The organism is Halobacillus sp. A5 (genome assembly GCF_024189315.1).
Taxonomy (GTDB): domain Bacteria; phylum Bacillota; class Bacilli; order Bacillales; family Halobacillaceae; genus Halobacillus_A.
The window spans coordinates 271,492-289,935 of record NZ_JAIZEO010000001.1; the positions used below are offsets into that span (position 1 = coordinate 271,492).

The window sequence follows — 18,444 nt, forward strand, 5'->3', positions numbered from 1 at the left end:
TCCGGGCGAGGTGACAAAAGATGAGTTCAATGGACAAAACCATGCGTTTTAATTTTTCAGAGGAACCTTTTGACGAAGATGTAAGATCACTGCTGCTTTCTGTGCATAATTCCCTGCAGGAGAAAGGCTACAATCCAATTAATCAGATTGTTGGGTATCTGCTGTCAGGGGATCCGGCTTATATTCCGCGGCATAACGATGCACGTAACTTAATCCGTAAGATGGAGAGAGACGAGCTGATTGAAGAGCTAGTTAAATTTTATCTGGAAAATAATAAAGAGGACATTTAATGAAGAAACTAGGACTGGACGTGGGGGAAAAAACGATAGGCCTTGCTGTCTCAGATGCATTAGGGTGGACAGCGCAAGGGCTGACTACCCTGAAATGGGATGAGAACAACTATACGACAGCGAGAGAGCCTCTGCGCCAAATTATTAATGAGAATGAAGTCAGCGAAGCGGTAGTAGGGCTTCCAAGAAACATGAACGGAACGATAGGCCCAAGAGGAGAGGCAAGCCAAAGGTTTGGAAAGTGGCTTGAGAAGGAATTTAAAGTAAATGTGCAATACTGGGACGAACGTCTCACTACCATGGCTGCTGAGCGTGTTCTACTGGACGCTGATGTGAGCAGGGATAAGCGAAAGAAAGTCATTGATAAGATGGCTGCGGTGATTATCCTGCAAAGCTATTTGGATGCAAAACAATAAGGAGGCAGTACAATGGCATTAGAAAAAGAAGAACGAATTATCATTCCCGACGAAAATGGGGAAGAGCATTTATTTGAGGTGTTATTTACGTTTGATGTGGAACAAACAGAACAGTCATATATAGCTGTAGTTCCAGCCGAACAAAAAGAAGGCGATGAAGTCGAAGTCTTTGCCTTTAGATATGAAGAAAAAGGGAATGAAGAGGATGACCTTGCTCTTTATCAAATTGAGTCTGATGAAGAGTGGGAAATGGTTGAGGAAATGCTAAACACTTTGACCGAAGAAGATTTAACTTAATAAATAAGGCTGTCGAGTTTCTCGACAGCCTTATTTATGGATATTTTCTTCTAGTGATTTGACTTTGCCCTTCATTTTTCAACATTCTGAACTCCCCGGTTGTACTCCTCTCTGCTGTTGAACAGGAAATCTTCTCTCAGCACTGCTGCGTCTGAATAAGCTCATAATAAAACCTATATATCCGCACCCCTTACCTTTATTTGGAATAAACGATACATTCCCGCCTGATTTCGTCCTTGAAGACTATAATTACATCAAATATTAAACGGATGTCATATGAGGGAATATTTACATTGATATAAGGGGAATCTGTCTAAATTCGTAGAAAAAAGCTAATAATTTATAGTATAATGAACCGGGTGGAAGGAGGAGCATGGTTGTCAGATTTTAAGAAAAGCTACAAAGAACGATTGCATAACCGAAGTGAAGAAGCAACTACAGTCCGTAAAATTGTCGCTATCGTATTAGCGGTTCTAGCCGTTGTACTTATCATCGTACTAATTTCAGGTTATTTATATATAAAGTCGTCATTACAGCCTGTAGATCAAGACGATGAATCACAAATTAATGTAGAAGTTCCAATTGGTTCATCTACCTCACAAATAGCGAGCATTCTTAAAGAAAACGACGTAATAAAGAACGAAATTATCTTTAGGTTCTACACGAAATTTAAAAATGAAACAGGATTTCAGGCTGGTAACTACAGCTTCACAGCCTCAATGACTCTAGATGAAATCATTGAATCTTTAAAAACAGGCAAAATTGTAAAAGAGCCTGCTGTGAGAGTAACCATTCCAGAAGGACGAAATTTAGAACAAATTGCTGAAGTCTATGCTGAAAAATTTGATTTCTCAGAAGAAGAATTTATGGAAACAGCTAACGATGAAGAATATGTTAATGAATTAATTGAAGACTATCCCTCTTTACTAAGTGACGAAGTGCTTGATGAAGATATTCGTTATCCTCTCGAAGGGTATCTTTACGCTACGACTTATGATTATTTTGTAGAGGATCCTTCAGTAGAACAAATTATTGAAGAGATGGTTTCAAGAACCGACGCTGCAGTTAATGAACGAAGTGAAGAACTCGAAGAAATGGATATGTCTGTTCATGAAGTAATAACAATGGCTTCTCTTATCGAGAATGAAGCACCAAATGAGGAAAGCCGAAAAGAAATTGCTGGTGTTTTCTACAACCGTTTAGATGAAAATATGAGACTGCAAACAGACCCAACTGTTCTCTATGCACTTGGGGAGCATAAGGACCGTGTATTATATGAAGATTTAGAAGTAGACTCTCCTTATAATACGTATCAAGAAGAAGGTCTTCCTGTTGGTCCGATCTCAAGTTTCAATGCTAATTCATTGGAAGCTACTATAAATCCGACTGAATCTGATTATCTTTATTTCCTAGCCAACAGCGATGGTGAAATTTTCTACGCTGAAACGTTAGAGGAACATAATGAGTTAAGAGAAGAACACATTAATACTGGGGATGAAGAGCAGCTGCCGGAAGATGAACCGGAATAATTTTAAGGAATGCGGGGAACTACTCGCATTCCTTCTTTTTTTTATGTTAAAATAATATGGTTGTAAAGCCATGTTTAGGTTGAAAGGAGACAGTATTATATGGATAGTGAAGCTTATTTGCATTCTTTACTGCCCCCTGTTTCTAAAGAAATTAAAGAATTAGAAGATTATGCGAAAGAAAATAAAGTACCGATTATGGATCCTCTAGGAATGAATTTTCTCATGCAGCTGATTCGAATTCATAAGCCCCGCCGAATTCTTGAAATCGGTACTGCCATCGGCTATTCAGCATTAAGAATGCTTGAAGCTCAGCCGTCAACGGAAATAGTAACGCTTGAAAGAGATACAGACAGGTTCAAGGTGGCAGAAAAGAATGTCCAGTTTTTTGGGAAACAAGAGAAGATTACAATCATTCATGGAGATGCTTTAGAGGTTAAAGAGCAAGTGATGAATTATGGTTATTATGACCTTATATTCATTGATGCGGCTAAAGGAAAATACGCAGAGTTTTTTCAATTCTATGCCCCTCTTTTAACCAGTGAAGGAATGATAATTTCAGACAACGTGTTATTTAAGGGCGCTGTTGCAAACCCGGAAGATTCATCTGGCCGTGTACAAAAAATAGCGGCAAAAGTGAGAAGGTTTAATGAGACACTGACGGGAAACAGTGATTATCATACGACTATTGTGCCGGTGGGCGATGGCGTAGCGATTACAGTAAAAGCATAAATATAAGTAAGGGTGAAAGGGGAACCATGATTTATGACTGACAAACCTGTTGTAATAGGAGTGGCCGGAGGTACAGGTTCCGGGAAAACGAGTGTAACGCGTTCAATTATTCAGCGCTTCACTGATAAAACAATATTAATGGTCGAGCAGGATTACTATTATAAAGATCAAAGCCATCTTCCTTTAGAAGAAAGGTTGAAGACAAACTATGATCACCCTCTGGCTTTCGATAACGATTTATTAATTGAACACTTAGAACAATTAATTGATGAAAAGTCTGTGGACAAACCCGTTTATGACTATAAGATTCACACCCGCTCAGAGGAAACAATTGAAGTAGACCCAAAAGAGGTTATTATATTAGAAGGAATATTAGTACTGGAGGATGAGCGGTTACGTGATTTAATGGATATCAAAGTATTTGTAGATACAGACGCCGACGTAAGAATTATCCGCAGAATGATGCGGGATATTAATGAGCGCGGGCGTACCCTTGATTCCGTAATTGATCAATATATTAATGTTGTGCGCCCCATGCATTTGCAATTTGTTGAACCAACTAAGCGATATGCAGACATTATCATACCTGAAGGCGGACAAAATCACGTGGCCATTGATCTTATGGCTACTAAGATCCAAACAGTATTACAACAGAAGGACAAAAAATAAGCAGAGAAAATAGTTGAAAAGTTTTAATAAATCTGGCATAGTTTTGTTTAGAAGTTCTAGATAACCTAACTATCGTATACATTATATTAATTCACATTTGTACTGGCTATGTGCAAATTATTGATAATAAGTGTACATTCCGGGGAGAACCCCGGATGGTTGACCGTTCAGAAGCTTAAATCTTTCTGAACGCGTATTTTTTAACATTGTCGGATAGAAGGAGCGTGTTGGCATGGCCCAAGAAAAAAGCTTTTACATGACTGAAGAAGGAAAAGTTAAATTAGAAGAGGAACTTGAATATTTAAAAAATGAACGTCGTAAAGAAGTCGTCGAACGTATTAAAATCGCACGCGGTTTTGGGGATCTTTCTGAGAACTCTGAATATGATGCTGCGAAGGATGAGCAGGCCTTTGTAGAATCGCGGATTCAGAGCGTGGAAAATATGCTACGTAATGCAGTTATTATTGAAAGTGATAATGATAACCCAGACCGCGTGTCTATGGGGAAATCGGTTACTTTTCAAGAACTGCCTGATGGTGATGAAGAAACCTATACAATTGTAGGTAGTGCAGAAGCTGATCCATTTGAAGGTAAAATATCAAATGATTCTCCAATGGCTCAAAGTCTAATTGGTCATGAAGTAGGAGATAAAGTAACGGTTGCTACACCGGGTGGAGAAATTAACGTTAAAATCATTACAGTAACGACACAATAAGGACAGGGGATTAACCCCCTGTCTTTCTCTTTGATTTTTTCTTAGAACGGACTAAGGTTGGAACTGAGAGTCGAATGAACTATAATGAATTTCATAGAGGAGGTTTCAGCAATGAAAAACGATCAAAAATTATCATCAAGATCGAATCGGTTTGAAAAAAGAAATCGAACAAAAAAATTAATGACCATACTGGCTGCAGCAGCAGTTTTACTGGTTATGGTATATATAGGGTTGTTTACTTTTACTGGGGGGACTGGTCCAGAGTCAGACGAAACCGCGACCGAGTCTGCTAATGAAGAAGAAAACAATAAAAACGAAGAAGAGAATTCCGGGGAAGAAGAAAGTGACAAAGATCTGGAAGTAAAAGAAAATGAAGACGAAGAAAGCTCAGAAGATGAAGACAACTCAGAAGACGAAGAAAGTGAAGAAGATTCAGAAGATGAAGAAAACTCAAAGGATGAAGAGGAATCTTCAGAGGAAGAGGATAATGATCGTCAAGTAGAAGAAAGTTCAGACGAAAACGTAGACCGTGTAATTACTGAAGACTGGGAGCCTGTAGCTACAGAACAGGACACTTCAGGTGACCACACTACTTCATTTAATCAAGGATCGCAAGACTGGGAGGAGATCATTTCTGCTGCCACAATGGCCACTGGGTTAAACTCGGGCGACATTATTGAATGGCGTGTAGAGAACGCAGGTGATGGTCAAGTTCATGCTGTGATTTCCAATCAATCCCAGGATCCTGTTTACCGGGTGCTGATTGAATGGGTGGATGGAGAAGGCTACCGTCCGTTACAGGTGGAAGAATTAAACGGTAATCCGTATGAATGATGGGAAGTAAGGTTTCGGAAGGAGAACATGCAGGATGGCTATTGGAATTATAGGAGCAATGGACGAAGAAATTGAACTATTAAAAAGTAACATGAAAGTAAGAGAGGTTCATCACGTCGCAGATAATATCTTCATTGAAGGAGAGTTATGTGCTCATTCGGTAGTATTATTAAAATCCGGGATTGGTAAAGTAAATGCTGCCATAGCAGCTACGATCATGCATGAACGCTTTACTATAGAACGTGTTATTAATACAGGCTCGGCTGGAGGCTTTGCAAAGGAACTGGAAGTAGGAGACCTTGTCATTTCTTCTTTAGTTACACATCACGATGTGGACGTTACGGCTTTTAAATATGAGTACGGACAGGTACCCGGCCTGCCGGCCATGTATCCAGCAGACGATGAATTGATAAATCTTGCAATGAAAGCTGTCAAGTCAACGGATGCGAAGGCTAAAAAAGGTATTATTGCTACGGGAGATTCTTTTATGCAGGAAGAAAGCAGAGTCAGCTTTGTACGAGGCAAATTTCCGGAAATGATCGCAGCTGAAATGGAAGCAGCAGCCATAGCTCAGGTCTGCTATAAGTATGAAACTCCTTTTGTGGTGATTCGTGCGCTTTCTGATATTGCTGGAAAGGAATCCTCTGTTTCTTTTGACCAATTCCTGCCTAAAGCGGCTAATAATGCAGCAGCTATGATTCTAACGATACTAAAAGAAATTAAATAGTAGAAATTACCATCCTGTTCGTTTCGATAGATATGTTACAATCGTTAGCGTACAGGAGGTGGCTTGATGGATTCTACTAAACATTTAGAGAACAAGTTAAGAGACTATCGACGCTTCACAATGACTTTACTCATCCTAAGCAGTTATTTATATATAGGGGTCATTATCAGCCTTTATGAATATCAAACCAATGCGTATTATTATTTATTTGCAGTCATAGCAGTTTTACTTGGAACTTCAGCTATTTTTATAAATAAGATTAAACACTGGCAGCAAAAATTAAGAGAAGAATGAAATAGCCACTGCATATCATTGCAGTGGCTTTGCTGTGTTCAGGAGGAATTTCCGTATTTACTCTGCTTGTAAAACTCGTGGAAAATCTTCATTAATGCTCGTTTCTCGATACGTGACACATAGCTTCTGGAAATGCCTAATTCCTTGGCAATTTCACGCTGAGTTTTCTCGTCTTCGTCATTTAAGCCGTATCGAAATACTATAACCTCTTTCTCACGTTCATCAAGGACGGAAATATATTTTTTAATCTGCTCTATTTCCATGTGAAGCTGAATTTCCTCAACAATATCAACGACATCTGCTTGCAAAATATCGAGCAGATTCAATTCATTACCTTCTTTATCATGACCGATGGGATCTTGCAAAGAGATGTCCTTATTCATCTTTTTAGTGGAACGTAGATGCATCAGGATTTCGTTTTCTATACACCTGGCTGCATAGGTAGCGAGCTTAGTCCCTTTCCCTGTAGAGTAGCTCTCTATTCCTTTTATTAAACCTATAGTTCCAATTGAAATTAAATCCTCGAAATCTTCCTTTGTATTTTCAAATTTTTTTACAATGTGAGCTACAAGACGCAAATTATGTTCGATGAGTTTATCTCTGGCTTCTTTATTCCCTTCTTTCATAAGCTGCAGCTGTTTTGCTTCTTCTTCCTTAGATAAAGGGTTAGGGAAAGCTTGGTTTTTTACATAAGACACAAAAAATAAAGCTTCTTTAAAAAAGTATAAAATTGAAGCTAATATGCTGCTCAAATTGCATACACCTCCCTGGATTTGGGTATCTGCCTATATCACAAGTGTATGTGGGTTAAAGCATAGCTGTGCCTGTACGTACATAAAAAAAGCAGCCAGTGAATGGCTGCTTCAGATTAGAGGAAATCCCTTTATTTATTTGTGTGCTTCGACTGGTCAAAGACTTCTTTATACTGGTCCTGAATACTATGGTCCCATAATTCAACGCCGCTCCGGTAAGCAGCTCGTCCAATCATATGACCGGAGACTGGAGCTGTGAGCAGAACGAAAAAAATGCCGAGTAGAAGTTTGCCGCTTATCACATCGTGCTCAACATACATAAACAGAAAGGCTCCTATAAGGATGCCGGCTACGCCTAAAGTAGAACTCTTGGTAGCGGCGTGGAGTCTTGTATAGACATCAGGGAACCGTAACACACCAATAGATCCGGAAATAAGAAAAAAGGTGCCTGCCAGCAGGGAGATACATATGAGTAAATCAAGAATGATATTAATCCATGTCCCGTTCAATAATAACACCCTTTTCTAAGAATTTCGCCAAGGCGACAGTACCAATGAAAAGCAATATACCAATTAAAAGAATTACATCGTTGAACTGTGTGGATACCAGTAATATGGCAATAAGCCCAGTCAACGCCATTATGTTTACTCCAATGACATCCAGAGCAACAGCCCGGTCAGGGTTGGTAGGTCCTCTCATCGTTCGGTATAGTAAAATGATCACGGAAACAGAGACACCGATAATCGCTATGATTGAAGAAATATGAATCAAAGTTTTAGTAAAGTTTAATAATTCCTCCATTATCGTGTCACCTCCATGATTGCTTTTTCAAAAGTATCTTTTATATCATTAATCGATTGTTCTACGTCAGGAATATCCATAGCATGAATATATATCTTTGAATAATCTTCACTAATTTCAAGAGACAATGTCCCAGGTGTTAACGATATTAAATTAGCAAGTAAAGTAATCTCCCAGTTTGACTTTAATTCAATGGGTAAGGCAAATATACCAGGTTGAAAGTCCAATTTAGGTTTGTATGCTAATTTTACTATATCCAGGTTCGATAATAAGAGCTCTCTGGCAAACAGCAGTATTAACTTAACTACACCAACCACCCGCTTGAAATAAAAGGTGCCAGGAACAAAACGCTGCAGAACAAAGAGCATAAGAGCACCAATAATATAGCCTACAACAAATGTAGTAAAGTTATAGGTTTCGCTTAAAAACATCCACATTACTGCAATGATGATATTGAGCAAAATTTGAAACGGCATGAATAGTCTACTCCTTTATAACAGAATCGATATACATTTGAGGGTCCATTAAATATTCTCCCATCCATTCTACAGGAGGATAAAACCATTCAGCTCCAACACCTAAAAGGACGGTCAGAGACAAAAGAAATGCAATAGGCCAAATCATTCTGCCTGCTGACTTGCTTCGCTCAGGATGTGGCGGGGATTTTGTTTTCTCTCCCCAAAAACCTCTAACGAATATCCTTATCATGGAAAACAGAATTAGAAGACTGGAAACGAGTGAAGCAATAACCACCATAATTTCTTCGTTAGCCAGCCCTCCCTGAATAAGGAGCAGTTTACCTACAAATCCGCTGAAAGGCGGAATCCCTGCCAGAACCAGAGTGGAAATAAACATTAACCATCCCAGGGCAGGGTAATGATGAATTAGTCCACTCATTTTACGAAGGTCTGATGTTCCTGCTACATAAGCAATTACCCCTACAAGTAGAAACAGAGCCGCCTTTATAATCATATCGTTAATTAGGTAATAAATGGTGCCGCTTATGGAAACCTCAGAAAAAATGCCGATGCCCATAAGCATAAATCCGACTGCAGGGATAATATTGTACGCTACAATCAGTTTAACATTGTGAGTTGATAATGCACCGATGACACCAAAAATCATAGTAAATGCAGCAAGGTAAATAAAGATCGTATGTGTTAAATCTAACTCTCCAACAAAAATAAGGGTGAAGATTCTTAGGATAGAATAGATACCTACTTTTGTAAGTAAAGCTCCAAATAAAGCAGAAACGACCGGATTCGGCACAACATAAGGGCGCGGCAGCCAATAATACAGTGGAAAAACGGCTGCTTTAGTAGCGAACACAAAGAAAAATAAAATCGCAATTGTTGTAAGAACTCCCTGCTGTTCTACTTCTTGTACCCGCTGAGCCACTTGAGCCATGTTTACGGAGCCTACAACTGAATATAGAAAAGCTACAGTAGTAACAAAAAGCATAGATGAAAATAAGTTGATCAATACATATTTTAAGGATTCTCTTAACTGAGCTTTCCCGTTTCCTAACACAATTAGTCCGTAGGAAGCCATAAGGAGAACCTCAAAGAATACGAATAGGTTAAATATATCACCAGTTAGAAAAGCGCCGCTGACTCCTGTAATAAGCATAAAGAAGAAGCTGTAAAAAAAGAAGGATTCCTGCTTCTCTGTTAACGATTTAGGCGCATAAAATACGCAGGCAGTGGCTATTATATTCGTAGTTACTACCAGCGTAACTGATAATAGGTCCCCGACCAATACTATGCCAAAAGGAGCTTCATAAGATCCTGTTTCCAACACTATCGTTCCATTGGCAGAAACCAAATAGAGCACTAAAATGGCTAAAGCTGAACTTATAACGGCAAACAGTTGAGCAAGCGGTCTTACTACACGTTTCTTGTTATTTAGAAAGGCCGCAATAATCCCGGCAATCAGCGGCCAAATAATTGTTAAAGCTAATAAGTTACTCATAGTCGTTACCCCTCAGTTGCTCCATATTGTCGGTTCCATTTAATTTCGAAGCTCTGTAAGCTAACACTAACAGCAGGCTTGTTACGCCAAAGCTGATTACTATTGATGTAAGAATTAAAGCCTGAGGGAGCGGGTCTGTGTATTGTTCAATGCCATCCGTCAGAATAGGAGGCGCTCCTCTTTTTAATTCTCCCATAGTTAGTATAAACAAGTGCGCCCCATGTGAGATCAAGGCTGTCCCTATAACAATTCGGAGCAGTTGTTTCTGGAGGAGGTTATAGACGCCGGTCATAAATAAAATACCGGCAAGTATGGACATCACAATTTCCATGTTTTACTCCTCCTTTTTCTTTTCGCGTAATCGAATTAATGAGAAGACCGCCATGGCTGCAATTCCAAGGACAGCGATCTCAAATAGTGTATCTAATCCACGAAAGTCTACTAGAATCACGTTTACAATATTATCTCCGCCGCCCAATTCATAAGAATTATCAACAAAGTAACTGGACATAGAATCAAATAGTTTTGAGCTGTGAGCAGAGATAGCTACCATCGTCATAAGAAGGCCAAAGCCGGCAGAAATGATTACATTCATAGTTTTGGTGAATGGTGATTCACTGGTTTTCTTAAGCTTAGGCAAATGATAAAACACGAGTAAAAATAATCCTACAGTAACTGTTTCAATAATTAATTGAGTCAAGGCAAGGTCGGGGGCCCTGTATACGACGAAGAGCATTGCTAACCCATATCCGACTACACCTAATATGAGAATGGCTGCAATTCTGTTTTTTGCGACAATCGTACCAAAAGCAGCAATAACCATAACTAAAGCAATTAACAGTTCGTGCACTCTAATGTCTGACAGATTACCGGTATCAACTGTGAATCCTCCTGTGTAAATCATTACACTAAACGTAACAAGCATAATAGCCACTAGAATTAAACGCATGTACCGTCCCAATGACCCATTCATATAACCGTCTGTTATAACAGTAGAGTACCGTTCTGTCCGGGCGACAAGGCCATCATAAAATTTATTTAAACTTAATATGCCAGGTACTATTTTATATACAGAAGCCCACTTTGGACGCACCAAGAATAAAATTGTTCCAAACACAACGACTGTGATGGACATGATAAAAGGCGGCTTAATCCCATGCCAGAAGTAAATGTCTTTTGATATATCTGCTCCACCAATAGCAGAAGCTGCATGTTCTACAAAAGGTTTATTAATCAGGTCAGGAATTAACCCTATAACAATTACACCAACCACAAGCAGCAGTGGTGAGACCAGCATGCCAATAGGAGCTTCATGCGGTTTTTTTGGCAATTTTTCAATGCGTCCCTGCCCTCTAAAAGTGCCGAAGAAGAAATACATAGAATATACAAACGTAAATATACTTCCGAAAACAGCAAGATAAGGAAATATCGACTGCAGAAAAGCAATTATACCGGTTACGGATAAATCCAATTCGTATACAGATTGGAAGAATAATTCTTTACTATAGAAACCGTTTAAGAACGGAAGTGGAACACCTGCCATGGAAAAAGAAGCTACTAAAGCTAATGTAGCTGTAATCGGCAGAAATGTCATAAGTCCGCCCAGTCGTCTAATGTCACGCGAACCAGTTTCATGATCCACGATTCCGGCAACCATAAACAAGCTGCCTTTAAATGTGGCGTGATTCAAAATGTGAAACGCAGCTGCGAAAATTGCCAGCTCCGTTCCAAAACCGAGCATAGCCATAATCATACCGAGTTGACTTATAGTGGAGAAGGCTAATATAGCCTTCAGATCTGTCTGGCGTACTGCCATGTAGGACCCCCAGCAGAGCGTAAAAATACCTACCGTAGAAACGATGATAAAAAACCACTCTGATACTGACAGCATGGGGAAAAACCGGGCCACTAAAAATATGCCGGCTTTTACCATCGTTGCGGAGTGTAAATAAGCACTTACGGGTGTCGGAGCTTCCATAGCATCCGGAAGCCAAATGTGAAATGGGAATTGAGCAGACTTAGTAAAGGCACCAAGTAAGATAAGTCCGAGAATAAGTGGGAAAAATTCGTGATTTAGTACTAATTCCCGTTGACTCATAATCTCCTGAATACTCGAAGTACCTGTGATCACGCTCAAATAAACGAGTCCGCCAAGTAAACTCAAGCCCCCAAACACAGTGATTAACATTGACTTTAAAGCGCCGTACCGAGATCCTTCTCTATGATTCCAAAAGCCGATAAGCAGGAAAGAGGAAAGAGATGTGAACTCCCAGAATGTATATAATACAAATACATTATCTGAAAGAACAACACCTAACATGGAGCCCATAAATAGTAAAAAGTAAACATAAAAATGTCCCAGCTGCTCCGATTTATGTAAATAATAGATCGAGTAAAAAGCAACTAGGGAGCCAATACCACTAATTAATAATACGAAAAGCAAGCTCAAACCATCAAGATAAAGAAGTATATTCATATCAAGTGATGGAATCCAGGAATATTCCCTTTCAACAGGTTCAAATCCTTGTCCTATAAATCGTATAAAATAAATAAAGATCACAACGGGCACTGCTGTGACAAAAAATCCTGTGTGAAGATTGTGTTTCCATCGACTTAATAATGGAATGAAAATTGCAATGATAAAAGGCAATAATACAGCCAGTAGCATCTGGTTGTTCCTCCCTCAGCCTAAATAAGTTCAAATGTAATAGTAGGTTCACTCAATTGTAATCAAAAATGAGTCGAATATTCAACTGAATACTATTAGAAACAAGATTATTGTAGCCTAATTTTTCGAAATATATAAATATGTAGAAATGCGTCTTATTTAACTCATAAAAAAACTTAATAAAAAAACGTCAATTCAGAGATTGACGTTTGTCCAGGAGGCAGGATTTCCTTTTAGTGGAATTAACCTACACGAAAGTTCGAGCGATCTAATAGGTGATATAATTTTCTTTCGATGATTTCGCATTCTATTTGTTTTATAAAATCGCGGGATAGATTGAGTTGAATGGCTTTGTGGTAAGATTGTATTAACAGGGTATCGGATAATTGTTTCATCTTCCTCTGCCGGATGGCAGCCACCTCCTGAGTATTTAGGAATTGGAAGTTTTATTACTATTTCACCTTATCACGGGAGGCTGCAGGCTACAATAACCCCTTTATCAACAACCAATTGTAGATAAGTGGAAATGATACTTCGTCAAATTCCTATAAGTACCACACCTTTTCTATGTGGAATATGTGTATAAAGTTATCCACACACTGGAGTTGTCGCGATTTGTCGAACGATTTTTGGAATATTGAAGGTACAATCAGGATTATTTTGAAACAATGTCTATTTTTGTTTATGATAGGTAAGGAGATTTTGTCGTGAAGGGTGGAGTAATTTGAATGCTGAAAAAATTTTTACCAAATGAACATGTCGAGAGTATACACGATATCAGCCCTCTCGTTTTAAAGGATAAAGGTATTAAAGGTGTGATAACAGATTTAGATAACACGCTTGTGCCATGGGACGCACCGGATGCTACAGAGGAAATAGTAGAATGGTTTCAAAGGATGCATAAACACGGTATTCAAGTTATTATTGCTTCAAACAATAATGAAAAACGTGTAAAACTTTTCTCTGAACCGCTGGATACTACATTTATTCATAGTGCAAGGAAACCTTTGTCTAAAGCTTTTAAAAAGGCTCAAAAAGAAATGAATGTAAAAAAAGAAGAGCTTGTGGTCGTCGGCGATCAAATAATGACTGACGTACTTGGCGGTAATTTAGCTGGAATACACACAATTTTAGTCGTTCCCATTGTAGAAACAGATGGTTTTTTCACGAAGTTCAACAGGAAAATTGAACGTAGAATCTTAAAGTGGATGAAACGTAAAGGGAAGATTAACTGGGAGGAAAATTAATGGATGAAATAAAATGTCAAGGGTGTGGAGCAGTTATTCAAACTTCAGATCCTGAAGGGGCAGGGTATGCACCGAAATCTGCTCTTGAAAGAGAGGATATAATATGTAAGAGATGCTTTCGTTTGAAGCATTACAATGAAGTTCAGGATGTTCCATTTGAGGACGATGATTTCTTAAATATGTTAAATCAGATAAGTAAGAGTAAAGGCTTAATTGTACAGCTGGTAGATATTTTCGACTTAAGCGGAAGCTTTATTCCTGGTCTGCAAAGGTTAACCGGGCACAACCCTATCCTTCTTGCAGGAAATAAATTGGACGTTCTTCCAAAGTCGGTTAACGAAAATAAGCTAAAGCAATGGCTTCGTTCTGCCGCAAAGGAAATCGGTCTTAAGGTGGAAGATGTACACTTAATTTCAGCCCAAAACGGGTCGGGTATGGAAGACCTGTCTCAAGCTATCGAGAAACACCGCAAAGAGCAGAATGTTTATGTAGTAGGAACGACGAATGTTGGTAAATCAACTTTTATTAATAAATTAATTCACCAGAGTTCAGGTGTCACAGATGTAATAACTACTTCTTATTTCCCGGGTACCACACTTGGGTTTATTGATATTCCGTTAGATGACAAGACTTCTCTTTTTGATACGCCTGGTGTTATTCACCGTCATCAAATGGCTCACTATGTATCCGATCACGATTTAAAGCAAATCACTCCAAGAAAAGAAGTGAAGCCTAAAGTTTATCAATTGAACGAAGGACAAACTTTGTACTTTGGAGGTCTGGCCAGGTTAGACTTTAATTCAGGGGAAAGAAGCTCATTTATATGTTACCTTTCAAATGAAATGGAAATCCATCGTACAAAGTTAGAAAAAGCAGATGATTTATATCGGGATCATTTGGGAGAATTGCTTGCACCGCCGGACTCGGAAACAATGAAAAGACTTCCTGCATTGGCACCGCATACCTTTAAGATTACACGTGCCAAAACAGATTTAGTATTTTCCGGACTGGGTTGGGTGACTGTACCCCAGGGTGGCATTACTGTGACAGCTTATGCTCCTGAAGGGGTCAAAGTATCACTTCGCGAATCGTTAATTTAGGAGGTTAGTATATGCTTCGATTAGGGCTGATAGGTTATCCGATTGCACATTCATTATCACCTTGGATTCACGAGAGGCTTTTAAATGATCAACAATTGGATGGCAGTTATGAATTGTTTGAGATTGATCCTGGACATTTTGACGAACAGATTATTGAGTTAAAGGAACAAAAGCTCGACGGGTTTAACGTCACTGTTCCTTACAAGGAAAGAATTATGGATTATCTTGATGATATTGATGAAGGGGCTCGTTTCTTAGGAGCGGTAAATACCGTTAAGGCAGAGAATGGGAAGTGGGTCGGTTATAATACAGACGGAATCGGATATGTAGCTTCAATTGAAGACCGATTTCCGCAATATTTAAAAGATACAAGTAAGGTCCTTATCCTGGGAAGCGGCGGAGCTGCACGTGGGATTTATTACGCTTTTTTACGTAATCAAATAAGTAAAGTAGACCTTGCTAATAGGACGGTTGCAAAAGCGGAGAAAATTATCGAAGAACTAAACGGAGAGAATTTTTCTACTCCTCTTAGTACCGAGCAAGCCGAAAGTCAAATTGATCAGTATGATCTTGTTGTCCAAACTACTTCTGTAGGCATGTCACCAAATGATCAGCAATCGATTGTAAAATTAAAGCCTGAATTAAAAGGGGCCATTTTTAGTGATATTGTTTACCGCCCCAAAATGACAAAGTTCTTGCAGGAAGCCAAGCAGCACGGAGCAAACATACACTTTGGGTATGAAATGCTTCTTCATCAAGCTGTTTATGCGTTTAGGATTTGGACAAATACTAATCCTGAAACTAAAAAAATAATGAATGATTTTGAAAGCAAATTGGAAGGAGAATAGAATGTTAACGAGTAAAGAAAAAAAGTTTCTTCGTAAGGAATCTCATCACATCCAGCCTATCTTTCAAGTAGGAAAAGGCGGCGTCAATCCTAATATGACAACTCAGATAGCGGAGGCTCTTGAAAAAAGAGAACTGATAAAAGTCAGTATTCTGCAAAATAATTTCGATGATAATCAAGTGGTAGCTGAAGAGATCTCTTCACAAACGAAAGCTGAGATTGTACAGGTTATTGGGAATATTGTTATTTTATACAAAGAATCAATTAATAATAAGCAGATTGAGCTGCCTTAAAGGAGAGCCATCAATATGAAAGTAGGGTTGCTGGGAGGGACTTTTGATCCTCCTCATCTAGGTCACCTGATTATAGCTGAACATGTATGTGAAATGATGGGATTGGACGAAATTTGGTTTATTCCCTCTCATGTCCCTCCACACAAACAGGAATCATCGATCTCTGCTGATGATCGTTTAGTGATGGTTGAAAAAGCGGTGGAAAGCAACCCCCATTTCTTTGTTTCATCAATTGAATTAGAAAGAAAAGGGAAGTCTTACACGCTGGACACCATTAAAGAATTAGATGCTCAATTCCCATCTTACAATTTCTGTTTTATTATAGGCGGAGATATGGTGGATTACCTGGACCGCTGGTATCGTATTGAAGAACTGAAAAGGCTTGTCCAGTTTGTTGGTGTTGGAAGAGGTGGTTCTTCCAACGCCGCTGATGGGGTTACTATGGTGGATATACCACGAATAGACATCTCTTCTTCAATGATAAGAGAGCGGCTCTCTAACAAACAAAGTGTAAGATATTTAGTAGCCGATCAAGTTAACGATTATATAAAGGAGAATGCTCTGTATGCACCTGAGTCGTGACCAATTATTAGATTTCGTACGGCCGCATCTGAAGCAGTCGCGGTATGAACACACTGTAAGAGTGACTGATACAGCAGTAGAACTGGCAATACAATATGGGGCTGACGTTCAAAAAGCAGAAACTGCATCAATTTTACATGATTTTGCTAAACATAAATCTAAAGAAGAGCTTAAACACTGGATTTCTAATGATGAGAGGGTTCCTAATGATTTATTGGACTATCACCATGAATTGTGGCATGGTCCAGCGGGTGCGCTAATGCTTGAAAATGAACTTGAAATTAAAGATCCAGAAATACTATCTGCGATAGCCTGCCACACCTCGGGTAAAAAGAATATGAGTTTATTGGACAAGGTTGTATTTCTGGCAGATTATATAGAGCCGGGCCGTAATTTTGAAGGAGTTGAAGAGGTACGTGAACTGGCGAAGAGTGATTTGGATAACGCTTGTCTGCAATCACTGGTTAATACCGTACATTTTTTAACGAATAATAAAAGAACGGTTTATCCTGATACCATTAATGCATATAATGCATTAGTATAATAAACTGCGCCACTATAAATAATGGGAGGAATAGTATGGATAGTAAAGATTTAGTGAAGGTCGCTGCGAAGGCATGTGACGAGAAAAGAGCACAGGATATAGTTGTACTTGATATGGCTGATGTATCTCTTGTTGCTGATTATTTCTTAATTTGTGAAGGATCAAATGAAAGACAGGTACAAGCCATTGCTCGTGAAGTAAAAGAACAAGCAGAAGAAAATGGGATTGAAGTGAAACGTATGGAAGGCTTTGATAAAGCTCGATGGATACTGGTGGATTTAAACGGTGTCGTCTGTCACATCTTTCATAAAGATGAGCGTCATTATTATAATTTAGAAAGACTATGGGGCGATGCATCAACTGTTTCTGTTGAGGGGATACAAGGTTGAGTTATCAACGTATGGCCGAGGTATACGACCGGCTGATGCAGGATGCTCCTTATAATAAATGGGTAACCTGGACCAGACACATGATTAAGAAACACCGTCCCCGCACTAAGTATGTACTTGATTTAGGATGTGGAACGGGTGAAATTACAACTAGACTGGCACAGACTTATCAAATGACAGGTGTCGATTTATCAGAAGATATGCTGGCAATCGCTTCGACTAAAGACGACCGCCGAACCATTCAGTGGCTGCGGCAGGATATTACCAGGCTAACCGGCCTTTCCAATTATGATTGTATCATCAGTTACTGTGATGTTATTAACTATATTATTAAAGAAGAAGATTTACTTTTAGTTTTTCAGCATGCTTATGAAGCTTTAGATTCAGAAGGGCTTTTCTTGTTTGACGTTCATTCTCTACCTCATATTAACAATGATTTGATCGGTCGGACTTTTGCCGAAGTATATGATGACTTATCCTATATATGGTTTTGCGATGAGGGTAGTGTTCCAGGTGAATTTGAGCATGAATTGACTTTCTTTATAAGAAATGGTGAAGTATTTGAAAGATTTGATGAAACCCACTATCAAAAAGGTTACTCTCCCCTTTATTTGAAAGAAGAATTAATAAAAGCAGGCTTTAGTATTTTAGGTGTTTATGCGGACTTCTCCGATGTTTCTGCAGATGAGGGAGAACGATTATTCTTTGTCTGCCTGAAAAAATAAAGGCGGGCATTCGGTGCCGCCTTTA

The 18,444-nt window shown here is 39.0% G+C and carries 26 protein-coding genes; 18 read left to right on the forward strand and 8 right to left on the reverse strand.

From position 1 onward, the window contains the following. Window positions 1-20: 20 nt before the first annotated feature. From LF822_RS01365 to LF822_RS01410, 10 genes are all read left to right on the forward strand, one after another. Window positions 21-290 (forward strand): IreB family regulatory phosphoprotein, encoded by a 270-nt coding sequence (locus tag LF822_RS01365; protein WP_253922167.1) that lies wholly within the window; start codon window positions 21-23, stop codon window positions 288-290. Further along, complete coding sequence (gene ruvX, locus LF822_RS01370; RefSeq protein WP_253922168.1) at window positions 290-706, forward strand: Holliday junction resolvase RuvX; 417 nt, start codon at window positions 290-292, stop codon at window positions 704-706. Before LF822_RS01365 ends, ruvX begins: the two co-directional genes overlap by 1 nt. A gap of 12 nt (window positions 707-718) precedes the next feature. Then, entirely contained in the window at window positions 719-1,003 is a 285-nt protein-coding gene (locus tag LF822_RS01375) for a DUF1292 domain-containing protein (RefSeq protein ID WP_101844373.1), read from the forward strand. 377 nt (window positions 1,004-1,380) lie between these two features. Continuing rightward, window positions 1,381-2,532 (forward strand): endolytic transglycosylase MltG, encoded by a 1,152-nt coding sequence (mltG, locus tag LF822_RS01380; RefSeq protein ID WP_253922169.1) that lies wholly within the window; start codon window positions 1,381-1,383, stop codon window positions 2,530-2,532. A gap of 99 nt (window positions 2,533-2,631) precedes the next feature. Then, window positions 2,632-3,261 carry an O-methyltransferase gene (locus LF822_RS01385; protein ID WP_253922170.1) on the forward strand — a complete coding sequence of 210 codons (630 nt, stop codon included), beginning with the start codon at window positions 2,632-2,634 and terminating at the stop codon, window positions 3,259-3,261. A 33-nt stretch (window positions 3,262-3,294) separates the two neighbouring features. Beyond that, window positions 3,295-3,930 (forward strand): uridine kinase, encoded by a 636-nt coding sequence (gene udk, locus LF822_RS01390; RefSeq protein ID WP_253922171.1) that lies wholly within the window; start codon window positions 3,295-3,297, stop codon window positions 3,928-3,930. A gap of 232 nt (window positions 3,931-4,162) precedes the next feature. After that, a complete protein-coding gene (gene greA, locus LF822_RS01395; protein ID WP_253922172.1) occupies window positions 4,163-4,645 on the forward strand; it encodes a transcription elongation factor GreA in 483 nt (160 codons plus the stop codon). 111 nt (window positions 4,646-4,756) lie between these two features. Continuing rightward, complete coding sequence (locus LF822_RS01400; RefSeq protein ID WP_253922173.1) at window positions 4,757-5,479, forward strand: YrrS family protein; 723 nt, start codon at window positions 4,757-4,759, stop codon at window positions 5,477-5,479. Window positions 5,480-5,513: 34 nt separating this feature from the next. After that, window positions 5,514-6,206 carry a 5'-methylthioadenosine/S-adenosylhomocysteine nucleosidase gene (mtnN, locus tag LF822_RS01405; RefSeq protein ID WP_253922174.1) on the forward strand — a complete coding sequence of 231 codons (693 nt, stop codon included), beginning with the start codon at window positions 5,514-5,516 and terminating at the stop codon, window positions 6,204-6,206. 66 nt (window positions 6,207-6,272) lie between these two features. Next, window positions 6,273-6,500, forward strand: coding sequence for a YrhC family protein (locus tag LF822_RS01410; protein ID WP_253922175.1), 228 nt, complete (start codon window positions 6,273-6,275; stop codon window positions 6,498-6,500). Window positions 6,501-6,538: 38 nt separating this feature from the next. Here LF822_RS01410 and sigK read toward each other — a convergent pair whose 3' ends face one another. From sigK to sda, 8 genes are all read right to left on the reverse strand, one after another. Beyond that, complete coding sequence (sigK, locus tag LF822_RS01415; protein WP_253922176.1) at window positions 6,539-7,252, reverse strand: RNA polymerase sporulation sigma factor SigK; 714 nt, start codon at window positions 7,250-7,252, stop codon at window positions 6,539-6,541. Window positions 7,253-7,383: 131 nt separating this feature from the next. After that, entirely contained in the window at window positions 7,384-7,761 is a 378-nt protein-coding gene (gene mnhG, locus LF822_RS01420; RefSeq protein ID WP_253922177.1) for a monovalent cation/H(+) antiporter subunit G, read from the reverse strand. Further along, window positions 7,742-8,053: a monovalent cation/H+ antiporter complex subunit F gene (locus tag LF822_RS01425; RefSeq protein ID WP_253922178.1), complete on the reverse strand. Its 312-nt coding sequence runs from the start codon at window positions 8,051-8,053 to the stop codon at window positions 7,742-7,744. The genes mnhG and LF822_RS01425 overlap by 20 nt, the downstream gene beginning before the upstream one ends. After that, window positions 8,053-8,529, reverse strand: coding sequence for a Na+/H+ antiporter subunit E (locus LF822_RS01430; RefSeq protein WP_253922179.1), 477 nt, complete (start codon window positions 8,527-8,529; stop codon window positions 8,053-8,055). Before LF822_RS01430 ends, LF822_RS01425 begins: the two co-directional genes overlap by 1 nt. A 7-nt stretch (window positions 8,530-8,536) precedes the next feature. Next, window positions 8,537-10,024 (reverse strand): Na+/H+ antiporter subunit D, encoded by a 1,488-nt coding sequence (locus LF822_RS01435; protein WP_253922180.1) that lies wholly within the window; start codon window positions 10,022-10,024, stop codon window positions 8,537-8,539. Further along, the gene (locus LF822_RS01440) at window positions 10,017-10,355 is read right to left on the reverse strand and encodes a Na(+)/H(+) antiporter subunit C (protein ID WP_253922181.1); all 339 of its coding nucleotides are present in this window, start codon (window positions 10,353-10,355) and stop codon (window positions 10,017-10,019) included. The genes LF822_RS01435 and LF822_RS01440 overlap by 8 nt, the downstream gene beginning before the upstream one ends. Before the next feature lie 3 nt (window positions 10,356-10,358). Continuing rightward, complete coding sequence (locus tag LF822_RS01445) at window positions 10,359-12,692, reverse strand: Na+/H+ antiporter subunit A (RefSeq protein WP_253922182.1); 2,334 nt, start codon at window positions 12,690-12,692, stop codon at window positions 10,359-10,361. Window positions 12,693-12,934: 242 nt separating this feature from the next. Continuing rightward, entirely contained in the window at window positions 12,935-13,087 is a 153-nt protein-coding gene (gene sda, locus LF822_RS01450; RefSeq protein WP_253922183.1) for a sporulation histidine kinase inhibitor Sda, read from the reverse strand. Between the two features lie 333 nt (window positions 13,088-13,420). Between sda and LF822_RS01455 the strand changes: the two genes are divergently transcribed. Genes LF822_RS01455 through LF822_RS01490 form a run of 8 tightly spaced genes read left to right on the forward strand, consistent with a single transcriptional unit; the run spans window position 13,421 to window position 18,419 of the window. Beyond that, window positions 13,421-13,939, forward strand: a complete 519-nt coding sequence (locus LF822_RS01455; protein WP_253922184.1) for a YqeG family HAD IIIA-type phosphatase — start codon at window positions 13,421-13,423, stop codon at window positions 13,937-13,939. After that, window positions 13,939-15,039 carry a ribosome biogenesis GTPase YqeH gene (yqeH, locus tag LF822_RS01460; RefSeq protein WP_253922185.1) on the forward strand — a complete coding sequence of 367 codons (1,101 nt, stop codon included), beginning with the start codon at window positions 13,939-13,941 and terminating at the stop codon, window positions 15,037-15,039. Before LF822_RS01455 ends, yqeH begins: the two co-directional genes overlap by 1 nt. Before the next feature lie 11 nt (window positions 15,040-15,050). Further along, window positions 15,051-15,887 (forward strand): shikimate dehydrogenase, encoded by an 837-nt coding sequence (gene aroE, locus LF822_RS01465; protein ID WP_253922187.1) that lies wholly within the window; start codon window positions 15,051-15,053, stop codon window positions 15,885-15,887. A gap of 1 nt (window position 15,888) precedes the next feature. Next, window positions 15,889-16,179: a ribosome assembly RNA-binding protein YhbY gene (yhbY, locus tag LF822_RS01470; RefSeq protein WP_253922188.1), complete on the forward strand. Its 291-nt coding sequence runs from the start codon at window positions 15,889-15,891 to the stop codon at window positions 16,177-16,179. A 15-nt stretch (window positions 16,180-16,194) separates the two neighbouring features. Further along, complete coding sequence (locus LF822_RS01475; protein ID WP_253922189.1) at window positions 16,195-16,761, forward strand: nicotinate-nucleotide adenylyltransferase; 567 nt, start codon at window positions 16,195-16,197, stop codon at window positions 16,759-16,761. After that, window positions 16,745-17,305 carry a bis(5'-nucleosyl)-tetraphosphatase (symmetrical) YqeK gene (gene yqeK, locus LF822_RS01480; protein ID WP_253922190.1) on the forward strand — a complete coding sequence of 187 codons (561 nt, stop codon included), beginning with the start codon at window positions 16,745-16,747 and terminating at the stop codon, window positions 17,303-17,305. The genes LF822_RS01475 and yqeK overlap by 17 nt, the downstream gene beginning before the upstream one ends. Before the next feature lie 35 nt (window positions 17,306-17,340). Beyond that, the gene (rsfS, locus tag LF822_RS01485) at window positions 17,341-17,694 is read left to right on the forward strand and encodes a ribosome silencing factor (RefSeq protein WP_253922191.1); all 354 of its coding nucleotides are present in this window, start codon (window positions 17,341-17,343) and stop codon (window positions 17,692-17,694) included. Further along, window positions 17,691-18,419, forward strand: a complete 729-nt coding sequence (locus LF822_RS01490) for a class I SAM-dependent DNA methyltransferase (RefSeq protein ID WP_253922192.1) — start codon at window positions 17,691-17,693, stop codon at window positions 18,417-18,419. Before rsfS ends, LF822_RS01490 begins: the two co-directional genes overlap by 4 nt. Window positions 18,420-18,444: the final 25 nt, after the last annotated feature.

Bases quoted from the DNA above. Each gene is read 5' to 3' on its own strand.
- LF822_RS01365 (WP_253922167.1), top strand. From the start codon at position 21: ATGAGTTCAATGGACAAAACCATGCGTTTTAATTTTTCAGAGGAACCT.
- ruvX (WP_253922168.1), top strand. From the start codon at position 290: ATGAAGAAACTAGGACTGGACGTGGGGGAAAAAACGATAGGCCTTGCT.
- LF822_RS01375 (WP_101844373.1), top strand. From the start codon at position 719: ATGGCATTAGAAAAAGAAGAACGAATTATCATTCCCGACGAAAATGGG.
- LF822_RS01385 (WP_253922170.1), top strand. From the start codon at position 2,632: ATGGATAGTGAAGCTTATTTGCATTCTTTACTGCCCCCTGTTTCTAAA.
- udk (WP_253922171.1), top strand. From the start codon at position 3,295: ATGACTGACAAACCTGTTGTAATAGGAGTGGCCGGAGGTACAGGTTCC.
- greA (WP_253922172.1), top strand. From the start codon at position 4,163: ATGGCCCAAGAAAAAAGCTTTTACATGACTGAAGAAGGAAAAGTTAAA.
- LF822_RS01400 (WP_253922173.1), top strand. From the start codon at position 4,757: ATGAAAAACGATCAAAAATTATCATCAAGATCGAATCGGTTTGAAAAA.
- mtnN (WP_253922174.1), top strand. From the start codon at position 5,514: ATGGCTATTGGAATTATAGGAGCAATGGACGAAGAAATTGAACTATTA.
- LF822_RS01410 (WP_253922175.1), top strand. From the start codon at position 6,273: ATGGATTCTACTAAACATTTAGAGAACAAGTTAAGAGACTATCGACGC.
- LF822_RS01425 (WP_253922178.1), bottom strand. From the start codon at position 8,053: ATGGAGGAATTATTAAACTTTACTAAAACTTTGATTCATATTTCTTCA.
- LF822_RS01430 (WP_253922179.1), bottom strand. From the start codon at position 8,529: ATGCCGTTTCAAATTTTGCTCAATATCATCATTGCAGTAATGTGGATG.
- LF822_RS01435 (WP_253922180.1), bottom strand. From the start codon at position 10,024: ATGAGTAACTTATTAGCTTTAACAATTATTTGGCCGCTGATTGCCGGG.
- LF822_RS01440 (WP_253922181.1), bottom strand. From the start codon at position 10,355: ATGGAAATTGTGATGTCCATACTTGCCGGTATTTTATTTATGACCGGC.
- LF822_RS01445 (WP_253922182.1), bottom strand. From the start codon at position 12,692: ATGCTACTGGCTGTATTATTGCCTTTTATCATTGCAATTTTCATTCCA.
- sda (WP_253922183.1), bottom strand. From the start codon at position 13,087: ATGAAACAATTATCCGATACCCTGTTAATACAATCTTACCACAAAGCC.
- LF822_RS01455 (WP_253922184.1), top strand. From the start codon at position 13,421: ATGCTGAAAAAATTTTTACCAAATGAACATGTCGAGAGTATACACGAT.
- yqeH (WP_253922185.1), top strand. From the start codon at position 13,939: ATGGATGAAATAAAATGTCAAGGGTGTGGAGCAGTTATTCAAACTTCA.
- aroE (WP_253922187.1), top strand. From the start codon at position 15,051: ATGCTTCGATTAGGGCTGATAGGTTATCCGATTGCACATTCATTATCA.
- yhbY (WP_253922188.1), top strand. From the start codon at position 15,889: ATGTTAACGAGTAAAGAAAAAAAGTTTCTTCGTAAGGAATCTCATCAC.
- LF822_RS01475 (WP_253922189.1), top strand. From the start codon at position 16,195: ATGAAAGTAGGGTTGCTGGGAGGGACTTTTGATCCTCCTCATCTAGGT.
- yqeK (WP_253922190.1), top strand. From the start codon at position 16,745: ATGCACCTGAGTCGTGACCAATTATTAGATTTCGTACGGCCGCATCTG.
- rsfS (WP_253922191.1), top strand. From the start codon at position 17,341: ATGGATAGTAAAGATTTAGTGAAGGTCGCTGCGAAGGCATGTGACGAG.